19 protein-coding genes are annotated in these 15,285 nt (G+C 63.0%); 7 read left to right on the top strand and 12 right to left on the bottom strand.

Annotated features, from left to right (window positions below):
* Positions 1 to 152: 152 nt before the first annotated feature.
* The 11 genes from ACRQ5Q_RS35730 to ACRQ5Q_RS35680 all read right to left on the bottom strand — a co-directional run bounded on the left by ACRQ5Q_RS35730 (position 153) and on the right by ACRQ5Q_RS35680 (position 6,509).
* Entirely contained in the window at positions 153 to 620 is a 468-nt protein-coding gene (locus tag ACRQ5Q_RS35730) for a hypothetical protein (protein WP_439394600.1), read from the bottom strand.
* Between the two features lie 468 nt (positions 621 to 1,088).
* Entirely contained in the window at positions 1,089 to 1,697 is a 609-nt protein-coding gene (locus tag ACRQ5Q_RS35725) for a hypothetical protein (RefSeq protein WP_439370300.1), read from the bottom strand.
* 98 nt (positions 1,698 to 1,795) lie between these two features.
* Positions 1,796 to 2,047, bottom strand: coding sequence for a hypothetical protein (locus ACRQ5Q_RS35720; protein ID WP_439370299.1), 252 nt, complete (start codon positions 2,045 to 2,047; stop codon positions 1,796 to 1,798).
* A 26-nt stretch (positions 2,048 to 2,073) separates the two neighbouring features.
* Positions 2,074 to 2,862 carry a 3-hydroxybutyrate dehydrogenase gene (locus ACRQ5Q_RS35715; protein WP_439370298.1) on the bottom strand — a complete coding sequence of 263 codons (789 nt, stop codon included), beginning with the start codon at positions 2,860 to 2,862 and terminating at the stop codon, positions 2,074 to 2,076.
* Positions 2,863 to 2,922: 60 nt separating this feature from the next.
* Positions 2,923 to 3,714, bottom strand: a complete 792-nt coding sequence (locus ACRQ5Q_RS35710; RefSeq protein ID WP_439394598.1) for an acetoacetate decarboxylase — start codon at positions 3,712 to 3,714, stop codon at positions 2,923 to 2,925.
* Between the two features lie 29 nt (positions 3,715 to 3,743).
* On the bottom strand, positions 3,744 to 4,916 hold the full coding sequence (locus tag ACRQ5Q_RS35705; protein WP_439394597.1) for a DUF3734 domain-containing protein: 1,173 nt from the start codon (positions 4,914 to 4,916) through the stop codon (positions 3,744 to 3,746).
* Between the two features lie 39 nt (positions 4,917 to 4,955).
* A complete protein-coding gene (locus ACRQ5Q_RS35700; RefSeq protein WP_439394595.1) occupies positions 4,956 to 5,555 on the bottom strand; it encodes a PepSY domain-containing protein in 600 nt (199 codons plus the stop codon).
* A 23-nt stretch (positions 5,556 to 5,578) separates the two neighbouring features.
* On the bottom strand, positions 5,579 to 5,860 hold the full coding sequence (locus ACRQ5Q_RS35695) for a hypothetical protein (RefSeq protein WP_439370294.1): 282 nt from the start codon (positions 5,858 to 5,860) through the stop codon (positions 5,579 to 5,581).
* A 58-nt stretch (positions 5,861 to 5,918) separates the two neighbouring features.
* Positions 5,919 to 6,137, bottom strand: a complete 219-nt coding sequence (locus ACRQ5Q_RS35690) for a hypothetical protein (protein WP_439370293.1) — start codon at positions 6,135 to 6,137, stop codon at positions 5,919 to 5,921.
* A 19-nt stretch (positions 6,138 to 6,156) separates the two neighbouring features.
* On the bottom strand, positions 6,157 to 6,312 hold the full coding sequence (locus tag ACRQ5Q_RS35685) for a hypothetical protein (protein ID WP_439370292.1): 156 nt from the start codon (positions 6,310 to 6,312) through the stop codon (positions 6,157 to 6,159).
* A complete protein-coding gene (locus ACRQ5Q_RS35680) occupies positions 6,309 to 6,509 on the bottom strand; it encodes a hypothetical protein (protein WP_439370291.1) in 201 nt (66 codons plus the stop codon). The genes ACRQ5Q_RS35685 and ACRQ5Q_RS35680 overlap by 4 nt, the downstream gene beginning before the upstream one ends.
* Before the next feature lie 155 nt (positions 6,510 to 6,664).
* On the opposite strand from ACRQ5Q_RS35680, the gene ACRQ5Q_RS35675 reads away from it, so the two are divergent.
* The 3 genes from ACRQ5Q_RS35675 to ACRQ5Q_RS35665 all read left to right on the top strand — a co-directional run bounded on the left by ACRQ5Q_RS35675 (position 6,665) and on the right by ACRQ5Q_RS35665 (position 8,089).
* Complete coding sequence (locus ACRQ5Q_RS35675) at positions 6,665 to 6,919, top strand: hypothetical protein (RefSeq protein ID WP_439370290.1); 255 nt, start codon at positions 6,665 to 6,667, stop codon at positions 6,917 to 6,919.
* Between the two features lie 79 nt (positions 6,920 to 6,998).
* Positions 6,999 to 7,436: a hypothetical protein gene (locus ACRQ5Q_RS35670; protein ID WP_439394593.1), complete on the top strand. Its 438-nt coding sequence runs from the start codon at positions 6,999 to 7,001 to the stop codon at positions 7,434 to 7,436.
* Positions 7,437 to 7,492: 56 nt separating this feature from the next.
* Positions 7,493 to 8,089 (top strand): TetR/AcrR family transcriptional regulator, encoded by a 597-nt coding sequence (locus tag ACRQ5Q_RS35665; protein ID WP_439394592.1) that lies wholly within the window; start codon positions 7,493 to 7,495, stop codon positions 8,087 to 8,089.
* Positions 8,090 to 8,127: 38 nt separating this feature from the next.
* Here the strand turns inward: ACRQ5Q_RS35665 and ACRQ5Q_RS35660 are convergent, their stop codons facing one another.
* Entirely contained in the window at positions 8,128 to 8,781 is a 654-nt protein-coding gene (locus tag ACRQ5Q_RS35660; RefSeq protein WP_439370287.1) for a TetR/AcrR family transcriptional regulator, read from the bottom strand.
* A gap of 206 nt (positions 8,782 to 8,987) precedes the next feature.
* Between ACRQ5Q_RS35660 and ACRQ5Q_RS35655 the strand changes: the two genes are divergently transcribed.
* From ACRQ5Q_RS35655 to ACRQ5Q_RS35640, 4 genes are read left to right on the top strand one after another with little or no spacing between them, the layout of a single operon-like run.
* Positions 8,988 to 9,857: a histidine kinase dimerization/phosphoacceptor domain -containing protein gene (locus tag ACRQ5Q_RS35655; protein ID WP_439394591.1), complete on the top strand. Its 870-nt coding sequence runs from the start codon at positions 8,988 to 8,990 to the stop codon at positions 9,855 to 9,857.
* The gene (locus ACRQ5Q_RS35650; RefSeq protein ID WP_439394589.1) at positions 9,854 to 10,969 is read left to right on the top strand and encodes an efflux RND transporter periplasmic adaptor subunit; all 1,116 of its coding nucleotides are present in this window, start codon (positions 9,854 to 9,856) and stop codon (positions 10,967 to 10,969) included. Before ACRQ5Q_RS35655 ends, ACRQ5Q_RS35650 begins: the two co-directional genes overlap by 4 nt.
* Positions 10,966 to 12,042 (top strand): efflux RND transporter periplasmic adaptor subunit, encoded by a 1,077-nt coding sequence (locus ACRQ5Q_RS35645; protein ID WP_439394588.1) that lies wholly within the window; start codon positions 10,966 to 10,968, stop codon positions 12,040 to 12,042. The genes ACRQ5Q_RS35650 and ACRQ5Q_RS35645 overlap by 4 nt, the downstream gene beginning before the upstream one ends.
* Positions 12,039 to 15,188 (top strand): efflux RND transporter permease subunit, encoded by a 3,150-nt coding sequence (locus tag ACRQ5Q_RS35640; protein WP_439394586.1) that lies wholly within the window; start codon positions 12,039 to 12,041, stop codon positions 15,186 to 15,188. Before ACRQ5Q_RS35645 ends, ACRQ5Q_RS35640 begins: the two co-directional genes overlap by 4 nt.
* Positions 15,189 to 15,285: the final 97 nt, after the last annotated feature.

Here is a 15,285-nt window from a genome sequence, read left to right as displayed (position 1 = left end):
GCGAAAGAAGCGCGAAAACGCGCTTTGCGCGAGGCCGAAAGTCGGCGGGCGTCGTCGCGCTGCCGTTCGTCCTCGCCGACGACGTAAGTTCGGCGAAGTGCCTGAGGATCTGAGCGCACTCTGAAAAGCGCGCTCGCCCGCAGTCGGTCAGATCACCTGCCGTGCAGGGAAAGGCTGATGCGCGTCACGACATGGTCCCAGTCGCGCTCTTCGGCTGCCGGGTAGTTGATCAGCACGCAATGGACCCAGCGGCCGGAGAAGTTGCAGCGGTCGTACCAGACTTTGTCGCCTTTGTAGCTGGAGACCGCAAAAAATCGTGGCGTCACTCTCTTGTACTGGATGCGTGGGGGCGGATGGTTCTTCGCGAGGAAGGAAGCGGGGGAATCGTTCGCGGCGTTGGGGGCCGACTGTATTGTGATGTCTGCACGCTTGTCGGCGGTTCGAAATCGTTGCCCGTATCCGTCCGGTCGTCCCGCTTCTTCCGTGAAGATAGAGGCAGGGAAATCGACTGAAGTGCCGGTCTCAGGGATGCTGTAGGTTAGCCACCTGATCGCCTGCGCCGAAACCATCGAGGGCGAGGCAGCGAGTGCAACGGCGAGAGCCTGCGCGATCGGCTTCATCGGATCTCCTCGTCCGCAGCCCCTCGACCGGGCCAAGAATTGCGTAGCTGAGGAAAAAAAGCCGCAACGGCCTAGGACGTTCCAAGCAGGCTTACACTGGCGTGGGAACAGGCGACTGCGTGCCGTCTACGCCGACCGAAATAGTCCGCGTGCATCGTGGTGGATCCCGGCCGTCGCAAGCTCCTGGAACTCTTCAATGCGGGACGCATTCACGACAGCATCATGCACCGGTTGTAGAGCGCGGGCGAAATTCAGAGACGTCGTTGAACGATTATCACTACTTCGGTCCAAAGTGTTCCGAATGCTAGGAGGTCCCGGAATTGTCTCCCAGCGAGATCTGCCGCCCCCTGCTGCACCAAGGTGATCAACTCCGCGGTCAAAACGCCGTGCTGCAGCGCTCGACCTCCCTTGAGAACTAAAGCGATCAGCCAAGCATCGCTTGCCTGAGGCGGGGCTTGTCAGAAACTGTCAGCTCTTCCCGCCAGAACCTCTAAGCGCATTCCAGGCGGCCTGATTGGCCTGATCGAACGCCTTGCGGGATTCAGCGAGTGCTGCGCTCAGCACGGACCACGACTCGGTGCCGGCCTGCTTAAGCTTCTGCAGGCGCGCTTCCGCCTCGGATGCATCGGATTTCATCTGCTTGAGGGCGGCATCGAAATCTCCGGTATGTGTTGCGGCGACCTTTCCGGCCGCCTCACGGAACTTGTCGGCCGCCTCGCGCCAAGCCTTTGCCTGTGCGGCGGCGATGTCCTTGAACGTCGCTTGTTGCTGCTCGATCTGCCTGCCCGCGCTTTCGAAATAGGTCTTCATCTGCGCTTCGAAGCCGTTCCACTGCTTCTCGAGTTCCGTCCTGTTGCGTGCCCAGGCCGCTTCGCCGGCTTCGGCTTGTGTCTTGAGCTGCGCCTTGAATTCGTCGCGGCGCTTCGCCAGATCGGCGATGATCTGCTCGGCTTTGACCTTCGATTCGGCCTTGGCCTCGCCGGCCTTGACCTCGAACGAGGCGAGAGCGGCATCCATTTCGTTGATGCGCTCCTTGGCCCAATTGAGGTAAAAATGCATGCTGCTCTGCTCCGACATGACCGTCTCCCGTTGGCTGTCCGAATTCGATATTCTTCGAACTCGGCTTAGCTCGTATTGACTTGGGTCAACCGCCTCGTCGTCTGATGTCGCGGCTGTCAGGCTGCGGGATAGGGAAACAGTCTTGCCATTTGCCCCTCGGTCGTCTGCGTCCGACCGCGCGATGGTCCGAAAGCGATCGTTGCATAGAAGTCGCTCGGAGCGATCAGCTCGGCATTGCTGGGCATCACATCCGCATTGAAGGTCTCCTCGCGTCTACGCAGGGCGTTGGCCAGGCTGTTGTGTTCCGCGAGATCGAGCTGCAATGGGCGGCTGGTCTCGCATCGCGCGGCCTCTTTGAGAGAAGTCATGATAAGGCTCCGGGAATTGAAACGGGCTACGCTGCCGTCCAGCCGCCATCCATCGAGAGGTTGGCGCCCGTGATCTGAGCGGCGGCGTCGCTGCAGAGGAACAGCGCGAGCGAAGCAACCTGCTCGACGGTGACGAATTCCTTGGTCGGCTGCGCGGCGAGCAGGACGTCGTTGATGACCTCGTCCCTCCGCATGCGACGAGCCGCCATCGTGTTCGGAATTTGCTTCTCGACGAGCGGCGTCCAGACGTAGCCGGGGCTGATGCAATTGCAGGTGATCTTCGAGCGGGCGAGTTCCAGCGCCACCGTCTTGGTGAGGCCCGCGATGCCGTGCTTGGCAGCGACATAGGCCGACTTGAAAGGCGAGGCGACCAAGGAATGCGCCGAGGCCGTGGTGATGATGCGGCCCCAGCCGCGCGTCTTCATGCCTGGTACTGCCGCGCGGATGGCATGGAAGGCGGCGGACAAGTTGATCGCGATGATCGCATCCCACGTCTCGGCAGGGAAGTCCTCGATCGGCGAGACGTGTTGGATGCCGGCGTTGTTGACCAGAATGTCAACGCTACCGAAGGTCCTTTGGCCAAGAGCGATGAGCTCGGCGACCTCGGTCGGCTTCGTCATGTCCGCGGGCGAGTAGATCGCCCTAACCCCGAAAGCGCGCTCGATCGCAGCGCGTTCATTCTCGATGTCTGCGGGCGCGCCCATGCCATTCATCAAGACGTTAGCGCCCGCCTTGGCGAAGGCCTGCACGCAGGCGAGACCAATGCCGCTGGTCGAGCCGGTGACGACAGCCGTCTTACCGTTCAGCATTCCCATCTCGCACACTTTCCTTGTAACATAACAATCAGAGCCGAGTTGCGCGCTGCGCATTTTGACTTAGAAGACCAGAGCTCTCTCGCCGGTTCGTATGGTGCCGCGAGCCGGCTGTTGCAGATAGTCGTGCACCACCGTCCCAAGGCCGAGCGTGAGGTCGGCGCGGATGTGGACGGCTGAGACGATCTCCAGCACCGGCAGTTCGGCGACCGGCGCCAAGGCGTGTGGCGTCAGCGCCAGCGCCGCCGGTCCGGTCCATGCACCCTTCATCACGATGTCCTCGAGATGATATTGAACGAGCTCGCAAATGCGTGGGCTGCCGTCGACGTGCGGGATGATCTTGAGCAGGAAGTTCGGCTCGTTAAGCGCAGCCTTGACCTTCGCCAGATCGGCCTCGCGGTGCTTGTAGCCCATTGTCCCCGTGGCGACCCGGAGCGGGCCGTAATCCAGCGTGCCGATCAGCGTGTCGATCTCGGTTCGCAGGGTCGGTTGGGCGAGCTTCTTCGGAAATCCCCACAGCTCGCGTCCACCCGCAATGGGTCCTTCGTCGTTGAGGAACATGCAATGTGTGTAGCCGCCCTTTCGTCCACGGAAGGAGACGGGGATGACCTGTCCGCTTTCCGTGTAGTCGCCAAAGCCGTTGGAATCGGGCATGCGGATGAACTCGTATTTGACGAGAGCTTCCCGCTCGTCGACCTCGAGCGGACCTGGAACCACTGCCCGGAGCCTTGTCGGATCGGTCCGATAGGTGATGATCAGGTATTCGCGATCGACGAACCGGTATGGCCCGGGCGGGTAGGCCGGGCTGGTCAGCGGCATCGCGAAGGCACGTTGTTTCACATCAGTCTCGCGCATTTGCGCTATCTCCAGGCGATGAGGTTGGACTACTCGCGGCCGTCGTGTTCGAGATCGAAGGTGAAGACCCCGTCGGGGCTCGAAGGCCGAGCGAGCACCTCGGGATGGCGCAGAGTGCGCAGTGCGTCGTGATAGCCGGCTTGCCAGTGGTCCTGCATCGACAGGCGCGAGAACTCGTAGTCCTTGGAGTGCCCCTCGTGATTGCGCGCGCGGTAGATCAGGTGGACGATGTTGTAGACGTTCCGCGAGACCGCCGTGCTGAGCAGTTTCACGGTCTCATGCTGGCTGAGATCGTCGGGCAGCCTCCCCAGCAGATCCGTTAGTGCGCGCCGCAGGCGCTGCACATGCTTGAACTGGTCGGTGCTGGCGCGCGTGCGGCTCGAATACTGGATTTCCTTGTGCCGCGTGACGACCTCAGCCATGTTGCGGGGAAGTTGACCGCGGGCGCTCCAGAGGTCGACCTGGAATGCGAGTATGTCCTGCGGAGCATCCGATTCGATCACCCATTGCAGCGGCGTATTGGAAACGAGACCGCCGTCCCAATAGTGCTCGCCCTCGATCTCCACCGCCGGAAAGCCCGGCGGCAGCGCGCCGCTCGCCATGATGTGCTCGGGCCGGATCGTATGAGTCGTGTTGTCGAAATAGACGAAGTTACCGGTTCGGACGTTGACCGCGCCGGCGCTGAAGCGCGTCAGCCCGGCGTTAAGACGATCGAAGTCAACCAGGCGCTCCAGCGTGGCCTTGAGCGCGCGGGTGTCATAGATGCTGGTCGCATCGCTGGCTCCGCCTGGATGTAGCCAGGGCAGGACGGGACGGGCGGAGAAGAAACCGGTGGCGCCACAGGTGGCCGCAAGACCGGCGCTCATCTGGTTGATGAGGTTGCGCGTATTGTCGCTCCGCGCCCAATCCAGAAAGGGATTGCCGGACCAATGCCAGGGTGCCGTCGAGGTGACCTGGGTCCAGAAATCGCGCAGGCGGTCGACACGGGACTCGGGCGCGTTCCCGGCAATGATCGCGGCATTGATCGCTCCGATCGAGATGCCAGCAACCCAGTCGGGATGAATGCTGGCTTCGGCCAGGGCTTCGTACACGCCCGCCTGGTACGCGCCAAGCGCACCCCCGCCCTGCAACAGCAGCGCGATGCAGTCGAAAGGAAGCTGCCGTTGTGCGGATGAGAGTTGTGATCGGGGCTGGAAGTTCATGGCGTGTGTGCTCTTTGAGTGCTGATGAACATGCTCGTGTTAGTGGCGACTTGTGTCTTGCTTTCCGACCTTGGGAGGCTCGAGCAGCACCTCTTTCAAATGGTCCCCGGAGGCGACCACGATCACGAAGTTGAGTTTGCCGTCCTGTCGGATCAGCCCACCGGCCAGCGCGCTGCCGGCCGCCGCTTTCTCGGCGACCTGCACGGCATCCGACAATTCCGGCTTGATCCATTTCAAGGCGACGATGTTGGCGAGGTCTTCCCGATCGAGCTCCTTCAGCGAGGACGTCATCTCTCTGCCCGTGATGCTTCCGGTGTTTGCGTCGATGGCGTTCTCCCACACGTGCTCATTCCGGATCGTGCGAACGCGGTAGACGGGCGGGCCGTCGATCTCGAAGCTGATGTCGGTGGTCTTGGAACCGTCATGCAGGCGCTCCGCGATCGCCATCGCCCGGCTGAGCGGGACGCGTATGGTGCGGAATTCGGAGAGCACGCGTTGGATAGCGGCCTCTTCGGCCTGGCTTTGCGCGCTCGCGCTTCGGCTGTCTGCATCTGCAGATTTTTGTACGTCAGCGACGGCGGCGGTCGCGGCGAGCGTGGCGGACCACATGATCAGGGCAAACAAATGCTGCTTCGACATCGGATCAATCTCGGTCTGATTGGTTAATCGCTTGCGACGGGCGTGTGAGCCACGACGATCTCCTTGTCGGAGAGCGTGGGCAGGGGCTGGTTGGTATCGATCACGACGCGCTCCGGCCCCTTCACGTCGGAGTGGATGCGGATCGCAGGCCGCGCAGGATCCGGCTCCGCGAAGCGGCTTGGCAGTCGGGCCGGAAGCACCCAAGCGGTGGCCCAAAGCAAGCAGAGCAGGGCGGCGCCGACCGACAGAAAATAGCCGCGCAAGGGAAGGGCGGTGTCGTTCGATCGGCTCGCGTGCATTGACATGACGGATCGTCGGCTCACGGCACGCGGCTCCCGACAACGGCATCACTCTGCCACATCGTCAGATACTCCACGGGCGCGGATGCCGGCGCGCACGTTCGGCGTCGAGATAGCCACGCTCGTCGAGCCATTCGGTTGGACAATAGGCTGCGGCCTTCGGATCGATCATGAGTCCGTCACGCTGGAGCGCTGTCCGTGTTCCGGTCACACCAGTCCACACCACCTCGCCGCTGGTCGCGTCAACTTCCATCCCGTCAAAGACTTCGATGAAGTTCAGCATCTCGGTTTCCAGTCCACCCTCACACCGTCTGCGTGAGGCGGTCGATTTCATCAGGCGCAATGCCTCTGCGCGCGAGTTCGGACTCGATCGCGTCGAACACGCATTCGACCGGCGCGATCCAGACGTTGACCCAGTAGATGATGCAGTCACGGGCGATCAGCAGGGCCGGTGTCATGCAACCGTCCTCCGCTCCAGCCGAACGGTGCCGGGCTGGCGCCCGGCAAGCGTATGAGCCCACGCGATCATCCCGACCGTGATGCCAAGCAGCACGCTCAGTGCCACGAGGCACAACGCGACAATGACGTTCAGCGATGCGGCGGCGAGGCCGGGCAACGGATTTTCGCGCATCAACGCGAACAGCAAGGTTGACATTCCGCGTCTCCTTAATAAAATACACCGTATAGTTCATATAAATCACGCGCCGCGACCGAAGTCAAGACGGGTGCGTCACAAGCGCGTGTGCAGGATCAAGGCGGCGAGGCTCCGCCAGGTTCGACCAGAAGCCTCGAGCAGAGAAGGGATATCACATGAAGAGATTGATGCCGGCGTTGTTCGCAGCGGCCGTAGTCGCGCTTGGCAGCGCAACAGCTTTTGCCCAGGAGAACCGGGGCACACCCGAGCAGCGAGCGGCTTGCACGCCAGACGCCTTTCGCCTGTGCAGTGCCTACATTCCCGATCCATCCGGAGTCGAAGCCTGCCTGCGGCTCAGGAAATCGGATCTGAGCGAAGGCTGCAAAGCGGTGTTCGAGCAGGCGTCCACCGGATCAGTCCGGGGCAGATAACGAGCGAAGTCGCGGCGTGATGTGACGAGGCGCTGCCTTGAGCCACATCCGCACTGCGACAGGAGACAGGAGCGATCTTATGAGCACGGTCTATATCCCGGCCCTGGCTGCCTTCGGCGGCTCTGCATTCGGCGCGCTCTCGACCATCGTCAGTGGATGGTTTAGCGGACGCCGAAGGCGTCGCGAGCTTCATCATGCCCGCTCGTTCTCGAAGCGCGAACAATTGTACCATAGTTTCATCGAGGAGGCATCACGGCTCTATGCCGAGGCCCTGGTCAATGATCAGGCCGAAATCCCGCAACTGGTCAGCCTCTATACGCTGGTCGGACGCATGCGGATCTTGTCGAGCAACGAGGTCGTTCAGGCTGCCGAGAGAGCCGGGCACCTGATCATCGAAACGTATCTGTCGCCAAATCGCACGTTCGTCGATCTCCCCAAATTCATCGAGGAAATGGATCCCTTGCGCGAGTTCGGAGAGGCCTGCCGCCGCGAGCTGATGAACATTCCAGCGCAGTGAGAGACGTTATGCGCAGGCAGATTGAAGATCGAACGAGCAGCACCCGCCGCGGGATCGTGCAGGCTGCCATCCATCTCTATGGCGAGATGGGACACAACAAGACCACCGTCGCAGATATTGCGCGGCACTTGTCGATGTCCTCAGCCAACGTCTATCGGTTCTTTCCCTCTAGGCGGGCGATCGAGGAGGCTGTGGTGCAGGAGGTGCTCGAGGAGGCCGTCAGTGCGGCGACTGAAGCCGCCCGCGGCAGTGGGCCAGTGCTGCGGCGCCTGGCCGCAATCCTGAAGGCAATTGCCGACTGCAATGAAGCTCGACCCGCGAAACATCGACGATTGCAAGACCTGCTAACCCTCGCTGTTCGGCAGAACTGGACGGTCGTTCTCACCTACGACGACAGGATCCGAGGGCTGGTGCGACCGATCATCGGCACCGGGCAAGCACGCGGCGAACTGCAGGGCGGCAGTCCGATGGCGCTGACCTGCTGCCTGCTGGAAGCCATGGATGTTCATCTCAATCCATCGCGGGTCGGGGCAGCGACGCTGCGGCCAAGCTTCGACGAGATGTTGGGATTTTGTAAGGGCGCCTTGCGTCTCACGCCATTCCTGCAGCCGGCCGGGATGACAGCTCGCGTGCAGCTCAAGGCCGTCGGCTGATGCGAATGCTTCCAAGCTGGCCTTCCTAAAGAAGACAGCTAGTACGACCAGTCCGTCTCGCAGGCTGCCAGGAAGAAGCCGACGCGCTCGCGCACGAATCCCGGAAGCTCCTTCTTCAGGTCCTTCTGAGTTTCACCGACCAGCGACCGAAACAGCATCGGTAGGAGAATCAGGTCGAGAAAGATCTGCGCGGTAGCACGGCTTCGCTTGGCGCTGAAAGGGCCCCGCGGGGTGCGCGCGAGCTTCTGCGTGGCGTCGTCCAGCAGCTGGGACACCGCGGCCAGGGAGCGATCGCGGGCAGCGTCGTGAACGTTCCGGCTCAGTTCAGGAAAGCGCTGCGATTCCGCAATGGTCGCGCGCACCATACCCAATGATTCCGCCACAACCCTCTCGACGATGGCGGTGCCGAGGCTCATCAGCTTGTCTTCGATGGTGCGCCCTTCCGGCGAGAAGCCCTCGAAGTTCGTCAGCCCGCCGATGGTGCGGGCCACCACCGCCGCGAACAGCGCTTCCTTGCCGGGGAAGTGGGCATAGATCGTCGGCTTGCTCGCCGGCGCGAGTTCGGAAATGTCGTCGATGCTGGCGCTGCGATAGCCCTTCTCCAGAAACAGCTGCTGGGCGGCGTCGAGGATTCGCGCCTGCGCGTCGCCGGCAAGATCCTTGGGCGGTCTGCCACGTTTCGTCTTCTTCATTTCGGACCTCCGAATTCACGAGTCTGTGCGCATTGCTTTCCGACTTGACACGGCGGGTGAAGAAAGGCAAGAAAAAGAAAAATATACGGTATAGTTTATTAAAGCATCAAGTCCGCGCTTCGCAGGCTTGGCGAGTGCTCCCGAAAAATCGGGGTCGCAAAGGTGGGGCATTCGCCCCGATCGTTCGCGTCGAATAGGAGAATGTCGTGACTGTTTTGAGCCCGGACCGGCCCGGTTTGCAGGAAGGCGCGCTGTTGCGCGAGCTGCATCACAGGGTCACCAACGGTGTTGCCTTCGCCATCGACCTGGTCTCCGCCGCCGCCATCCGGGTCGAGGGGACGGAAGCCAAGTGCGCGCTCAGCGATGTCGTCGAGCTGCTGCATGGCTACGCCGATGTGCATCGTGCGTTGGCCATGCCCGCCGGTGAAACGCTGATCCAGGCCGCGACCTACATTCGCAAACTGGGCTGTGGCATGCGCCGGGCGGTCCTGGACCGGATGAACGTTCAGCTGGCATTCGCGACCCAGTCCCTCGCGCTTCAGCCGCAGCGCTGCTGGCATCTGGGGCTGATCGTCCACGAGCTCGTGATGCACGCGACAAGGCACGCTTGTTTCGACGCACGGGCAGGGCAGATCAGGGTCAAGCTGACGCGTACCGGTGCGCTGGTGAACTGCGTGATCCTGGACAACGGCTCGCGTCCCGCGCGGGAGACTTCCGACCGCGAATTGCGAATTGCCAGGGATATCGCGCGGGCGCTCGGCGGCCGTGTTGAGCAGGGTTTCGGCCCCGAATTCACCTCGATTGTCCTCTCGTTCCCGCTGACCGAACGCGAACGCGGCGCAAACTGGGCGATCGCAAGGCGCCAGACAAAGGCTCCGCGCCGCATTCGAGCCACCGCTTCAAACGACGCGGTGCTCACGGCAAGCGCAGCAACCGGTCAACGCGGGCCCACCGTTGAGACCGATCCCTTTGCGGGACGACTGCGCCAGCAAGGAGGCCAAATGGTCGTCCCCCGCCAATTCGCCGACGCGCTTGGCGGGCTGTTGTCACCTTCCCACCATAGGGACGCGCCATGACGAGCCAATTCTCGACCCCCGTTCGGACGCCACATGTGGGGAAGGCCCTCGCCGCAGCGACCGTGCTCGTCAGCATTGCGTTGACGGGTTGCAACGATCACGCGGCGCAGACGACCCCACGGGCAACGCTGGTCCGGACCACGATCGTGCAGCCGCGCGACCGGCAAGCCGCCATCACGTTGACTGGAGAGGTTCAGGCGCGCTTCCGTGCCGACCTTTCGTTCCGCGTCAGCGGACGTGTGATCGCTCGCACCGTGGACGTTGGTGCTCACGTCAACAAGGGCGACGTCCTCGCCCGGCTCGATCCGGCCGAGCAACAGGCTGATGTCGATGCCGCGACCGCGGCAGTGGCCTCCGCCGAAGCCCAGCTGCGGGTGGCGAAGGCTACGTTCGAGCGGCAGAAAGCGCTGATCGCAAGCGGCTTCACCACCCGGACCGTTTACGACCAGGCCCAGGAAGGTCTGCGAACCGCAGAGGGTGTGCTGGAGGCGGCCCAGGCGCAACTGGGCACCTCGCGCGATGCGCTCGGATATACCGTCCTGCGCGCTGAAGCGGACGGCGTCATTACCGCACGAAATCTCGAGGTCGGGCAGGTCGTTCCGGCTGCACAACCCGTGTTCTCGCTTGCTCAGGACGGGGAGCGCGATGCCGTCTTCGAGGTCTACGAATCCGTCTTCCTTGGCCAGACCGACAGCCGCTGCGTGACGCTGGCGCTCGTCTCCGATCCCGGCGTGGCAGCGACGGGAGAGGTGAGAGAGATTTCACCGGCGATCGACGCGAAGAGCTCCACGATCCGCGTCAAGGTGTCCATCGAGAACCCGCCGGCTGCGTTGACGCTGGGCAGCGCCGTCTCGGGAACGGTGAAGGCGAAAGCTCAAAAGGAGATCACCCTGCCCTGGAGCGCGCTGATGGCCGTGGGTAGCAGGCCTGCCGTCTGGACCGTAGACACGAAAACGCAGACAGCGTCGCTGAAGCCCGTCACGGTCGGCGCCTATGAGGCCGGTCAGGTGCTGATCAAGGCAGGCCTCGAGCCCGGCGAGCGCGTCGTCGTCGACGGCGGCAAGCTTCTGAGCGTCGGTCAGTCGGTCACTGAGGAGGGAGGTCAATCATGAAGCGACAGGTCATGCTGATCGCCGGCACGCTCGCGGCGGCCTCGTTGCTCACCGGCTGCCAGCAGGAGACGAACGCGCCGGAGCCCGTGCGCCCCGTGCTCTCAATGGTGGCCAAGCCGAATAGCGGTGACAGCACGATTGCCGTGGGCGTCGTCGAGCCGCGCTATAAAACCAACCTTGGCTTTCGCGTACTCGGACGGCTGACTTCGCGTCCGGTCTACGTTGGCGACATCGTCAGCGAAGGACAAATCATCGGGACGATTGATCCCACCGCACTCGATCTCGCCGTTCGCGCGGCCAAAGCCCAGCTTGCGAAGGCCGAGGCGCAACTCGAGAAGGCCAAGGCCACGGAGGAGCGGCAGCGCACGCTCATCACCAGCGATGCGACCACCAGGCAGACGCTGGATAATGCCGAACAGGCCCGCGCCGGCGCCGAAGCAAGCGTTGCACAGGAGCAGGCGAATTTGACCAAGGCGATCGAGCAACTCGGCTATGCCCAGATCAAGGCCGACTTCGGCGGCGTCGTCACCGCCGTCGGCGCGGAAGTCGGCCAGGTGGTCTCGCCCGGTCAAACCGTGGTGACGGTCGCGCGCCCGGACATTCGCGAGGCGGTCGTCGATATCGGGGAGGACCTGCCTGTGCCGCTCGAAGTCGGTCTACCGTTCAGCGTCAGCCTGCAGCTCCTCCCCGCCGTTCAGGTCGAGGGCAGAATTCGCGAAATCGCGCCGCAAGCCGATCCGGTGACACGGCTGCGACGCGTCCGGATTGCGCTCGATAACCCGCCCGAAAGCTTCCGTCTCGGCGCGACCGTCACGGCAAAGCTCGGCAAGGATGAGAGCAAGGTCTTGCGCCTGCCCGCATCGGCGGTGCTCGCCAGGGATGGCGCCGATTTCGTCTGGGTGGTCGATCAGTCCGCCGGCACCGTCTCGCTGCAGAAGATCGATGGTGTCGCCGAGCAGGCGGGCATCCGCGTCACCGGCGGGCTTGCCGCAGGCACCCGCGTCGTCACCGCCGGAATTCACAGCCTCAAACCGGGACAGCACGTCCGCTTCGAACAGGATCAAGAGCCATGAAGTCGTTCAACCTCTCCGACTGGGCGCTCGGCCATCGTTCCCTCGTCTGGTATTTCATGATCGCCTTCATGGCGGCCGGCCTGTTTGCCTATCTCCAGCTGGGACGGCAGGAGGATCCTGACTTCACCATCAAGACCATGGTGATCCAGGCGCAGTGGCCGGGCGCCTCGCCCGAGGAGATGACGCGCCAGGTCACCGACCGGATCGAGAAGAAGCTGGAGGAGCTGGAATCGCTCGACTACACCAAGAGCGTGACGGTTGCGGGTCAGACCACCGTCTTCGTCTACTTGCGCGATTCGACCAAGGCGGCCGACGTCAAGCCGACCTGGGTGCGCGTTCGCAACATGATCGCAGACATCAGGGGCGATTTCCCGCAAGGCGTGATCGGCCCCGGTTTCAACGACCGTTTCGGTGACGTCTTCGGCAACGTCTATGCCTTCACCAGCGACGGCTTGAGCCAGCGACAGCTCCGCGACCAGGTCGAGGACATCCGGGCCAAGGTGTTGACCGTGCCCGATGTCGGCAAGGTCGACATCCTCGGCGCGCAGGACGAGGTGATTTATCTCGAATTTTCTACCCGCAAGATCGCAGCGCTCGGCCTCGATATCCACGCCATCATGAATTCGCTGCAAGGGCAGAACGCGGTTGCGCCCTCCGGCGTGTTCCAGGAGGGGCCGGAGCGGATCAGCGTCCGCGTGAATGGTCAGTTCGCCTCCGAGGCGAGCCTCAAAGGGGTCAATCTCCGCATCAACGACCGCTTCTTCCCGCTGACCGATGTTGCGACCATCACGCGTGGCTACGCCGATCCGCCGTCGACGCTGTTCAGATACAACGGTCAGCCCGCCATTGCGCTCGCGATCGGCATGAAAACCGGTGCCAACCTGCTCCAGTTCGGCGAGGCGCTGAAGGAGGAGATGACCAGGATCATCGCCGACCTGCCGATCGGCGTCGGCGTGCACCTCGTGGCCGACCAGCCGGTCGTGGTCGAGCATGCCGTTTCGGGTTTCACCGAAGCGCTGTTCGAGGCCGTGATCATCGTGCTCGGCATCAGCTTCCTGAGCCTGGGCTTGCGGGCGGGGCTCGTGGTCGCCATCGCCATTCCGCTCGTGCTCGCGATCACCTTCGTCGTGATGGCCTATTGCGGCATCTCGCTGCAGCGCATTTCGCTGGGGGCCCTGATCATCGCGCTTGGCCTGCTGGTCGACGACGCCATGATCGCGGTCGAAATGATGGTGGCGCGGCTCGAGATCGGCGATCCTCTCGAAAAGGCGGCAACCCACGTCTATACGTCGACCGCATTTCCGATGCTGACCGGAACGCTTGTCACCGTGGCCGGCTTCATCCCGATCGGGCTCAACAGCAGCAACGCCGGCGAGTTCACCTTCACCTTGTTCGTGGTGATCGCGGTATCTCTGATCGTCTCATGGATCGTGGCCGTGTTGTTCACGCCGCTTCTCGGTGTCACCATCCTGCCGGCCAGAATGAAGGGACATCACGAGCAGAAGGGGCGCCTGGCGCAGATCTTCGCGCGCCTGCTGCTGTTCTGCATGCATCACCGCTGGAGCACCGTCGCGGTGACGGCCGGCGCCTTCCTTCTCGCGTTGTTCGGCCTGCAATTCGTGCAACAGCAGTTTTTCCCCTCGTCCGACCGTGCCGAGCTCGTCATCGACTGGAACCTGCCGCAGAACGCTTCGATCACCGAGACCAACGCGCAGATGGCTCGCTTCGAGCGCGATCAGTTGCAGGGCAATAGTTCGGTCGAGCACTGGTCCACCTATGTCGGCACCGGTGCGCCCCGCTTCGTGCTCTCGTTTGATCTGCAGACCGCCAACACCTGGTTCGGCCAGCAGGTGATCGTGACCAAAGGCGGCATCGCCGCGCGCGACAAGGTCAAGTCGCAGTTCGAGGACTATTTGAGGAAGACCTTTCCGGGCACCGACACCTACGTCAAGCTGCTCGAGGTCGGCCCTCCCGTGGGACGTCCGGTACAATACCGCCTGAGCGGCCCCGACGTCGCCGAGGTCCGCGCACTGTCGCAGAAGCTTGCAGGCGTCATTCGCAGCAGTCCTGACCTCGGCAACGTGGTTTTCGACTGGATGGAGCCCGCGCGCGTCGTCAAGGTCGACGTGCTCCAGGACAAGGCGCGCCAGCTCGGCGTCACCTCGGAAGACATCGCCACCACCCTGAACTCGGTGCTCCAGGGGTCGCCGATCACGCAGGTGCGTGACAGCATCTATCTGGTCAATGTCACGGGACGAGCGACTGCGCCGGAACGCGCCTCGATCGACACGCTACGCGACTTGCAGATGACCGGGCTTGGCGGCCAATCGGTCCCGCTCGGGGCCGTCGCCAATCTGCGCTACGAGCTGGAGCAGCCCACGATCTGGCGGCGCGCGCGGATTCCGACGATCACGCTGAAGGCCGCCGTCGTCAGCGACGTTCAGCCGAAGACGGTCGTCGACCAGCTCGCGCCGAAAGTAGCGGAGTTTGCAAAGCAGCTGCCCGCGGGCTACGCGCTCAAGATCGGCGGCTCAGTGGAAGAAAGCGCCAAGAGCCAGGGGCCGATCATCGCGGTCGTGCCATTGATGCTGTTCGTCATGGCGACCGTGCTGATGGTGCAGCTGCAGAGCTTTTCGCGCCTGTTCCTGGTATTCGCAGTCGCGCCGCTCGCGTTGATCGGCGTCGTCGTGGCCATGCTGCCGAGCGGTGCGCCGCTGGGCTTCGTCGCAATCCTCGGCGTGCTCGCCCTCATCGGCATCCTGGTCCGAAACTCCGTGATCCTGATCGTGCAGATCGAGGATCTCAAGAAGGAGGGCAGGCCGGCTTGGGATGCCGTCGTGGAAGCGACCGAGCATCGCATGCGGCCGATCCTGCTTACAGCGGCCGCGGCAAGCCTCGCGCTCATTCCAATCGCGCGCGAGATTTTCTGGGGCCCGATGGCCTATGCCATGATGGGCGGCATCATCGTCGGCACGCTGCTGACGCTGCTGTTCCTGCCGGCGCTGTATGTGGCGTGGTTCCGGATCCGTCCGGATCATGCGGATGAAGCACCTTCACATGAGGTCGAAGCCGTTGCGAACGATGCGCCCGCCGAACACCGGCCCGCTCACCATGCCCCGCAGCGTGTGCTCGAGCCCCAAATCTAGAACGGAGACGACGATGCTCTCGAAGACGCTATCAGCCTTTGCTGTCACGTGACGGTCGCGGTGAGTTCGCTCGCTCCGTCCATTGCATTTGCGCAAT

The organism is Bradyrhizobium sp. PMVTL-01 (assembly GCF_051861855.1).
Lineage (GTDB): Bacteria > Pseudomonadota > Alphaproteobacteria > Rhizobiales > Xanthobacteraceae > Bradyrhizobium.
Note: the sequence above shows the minus strand (reverse complement) of the source record. Positions and strands in the feature narration are given on the sequence as shown.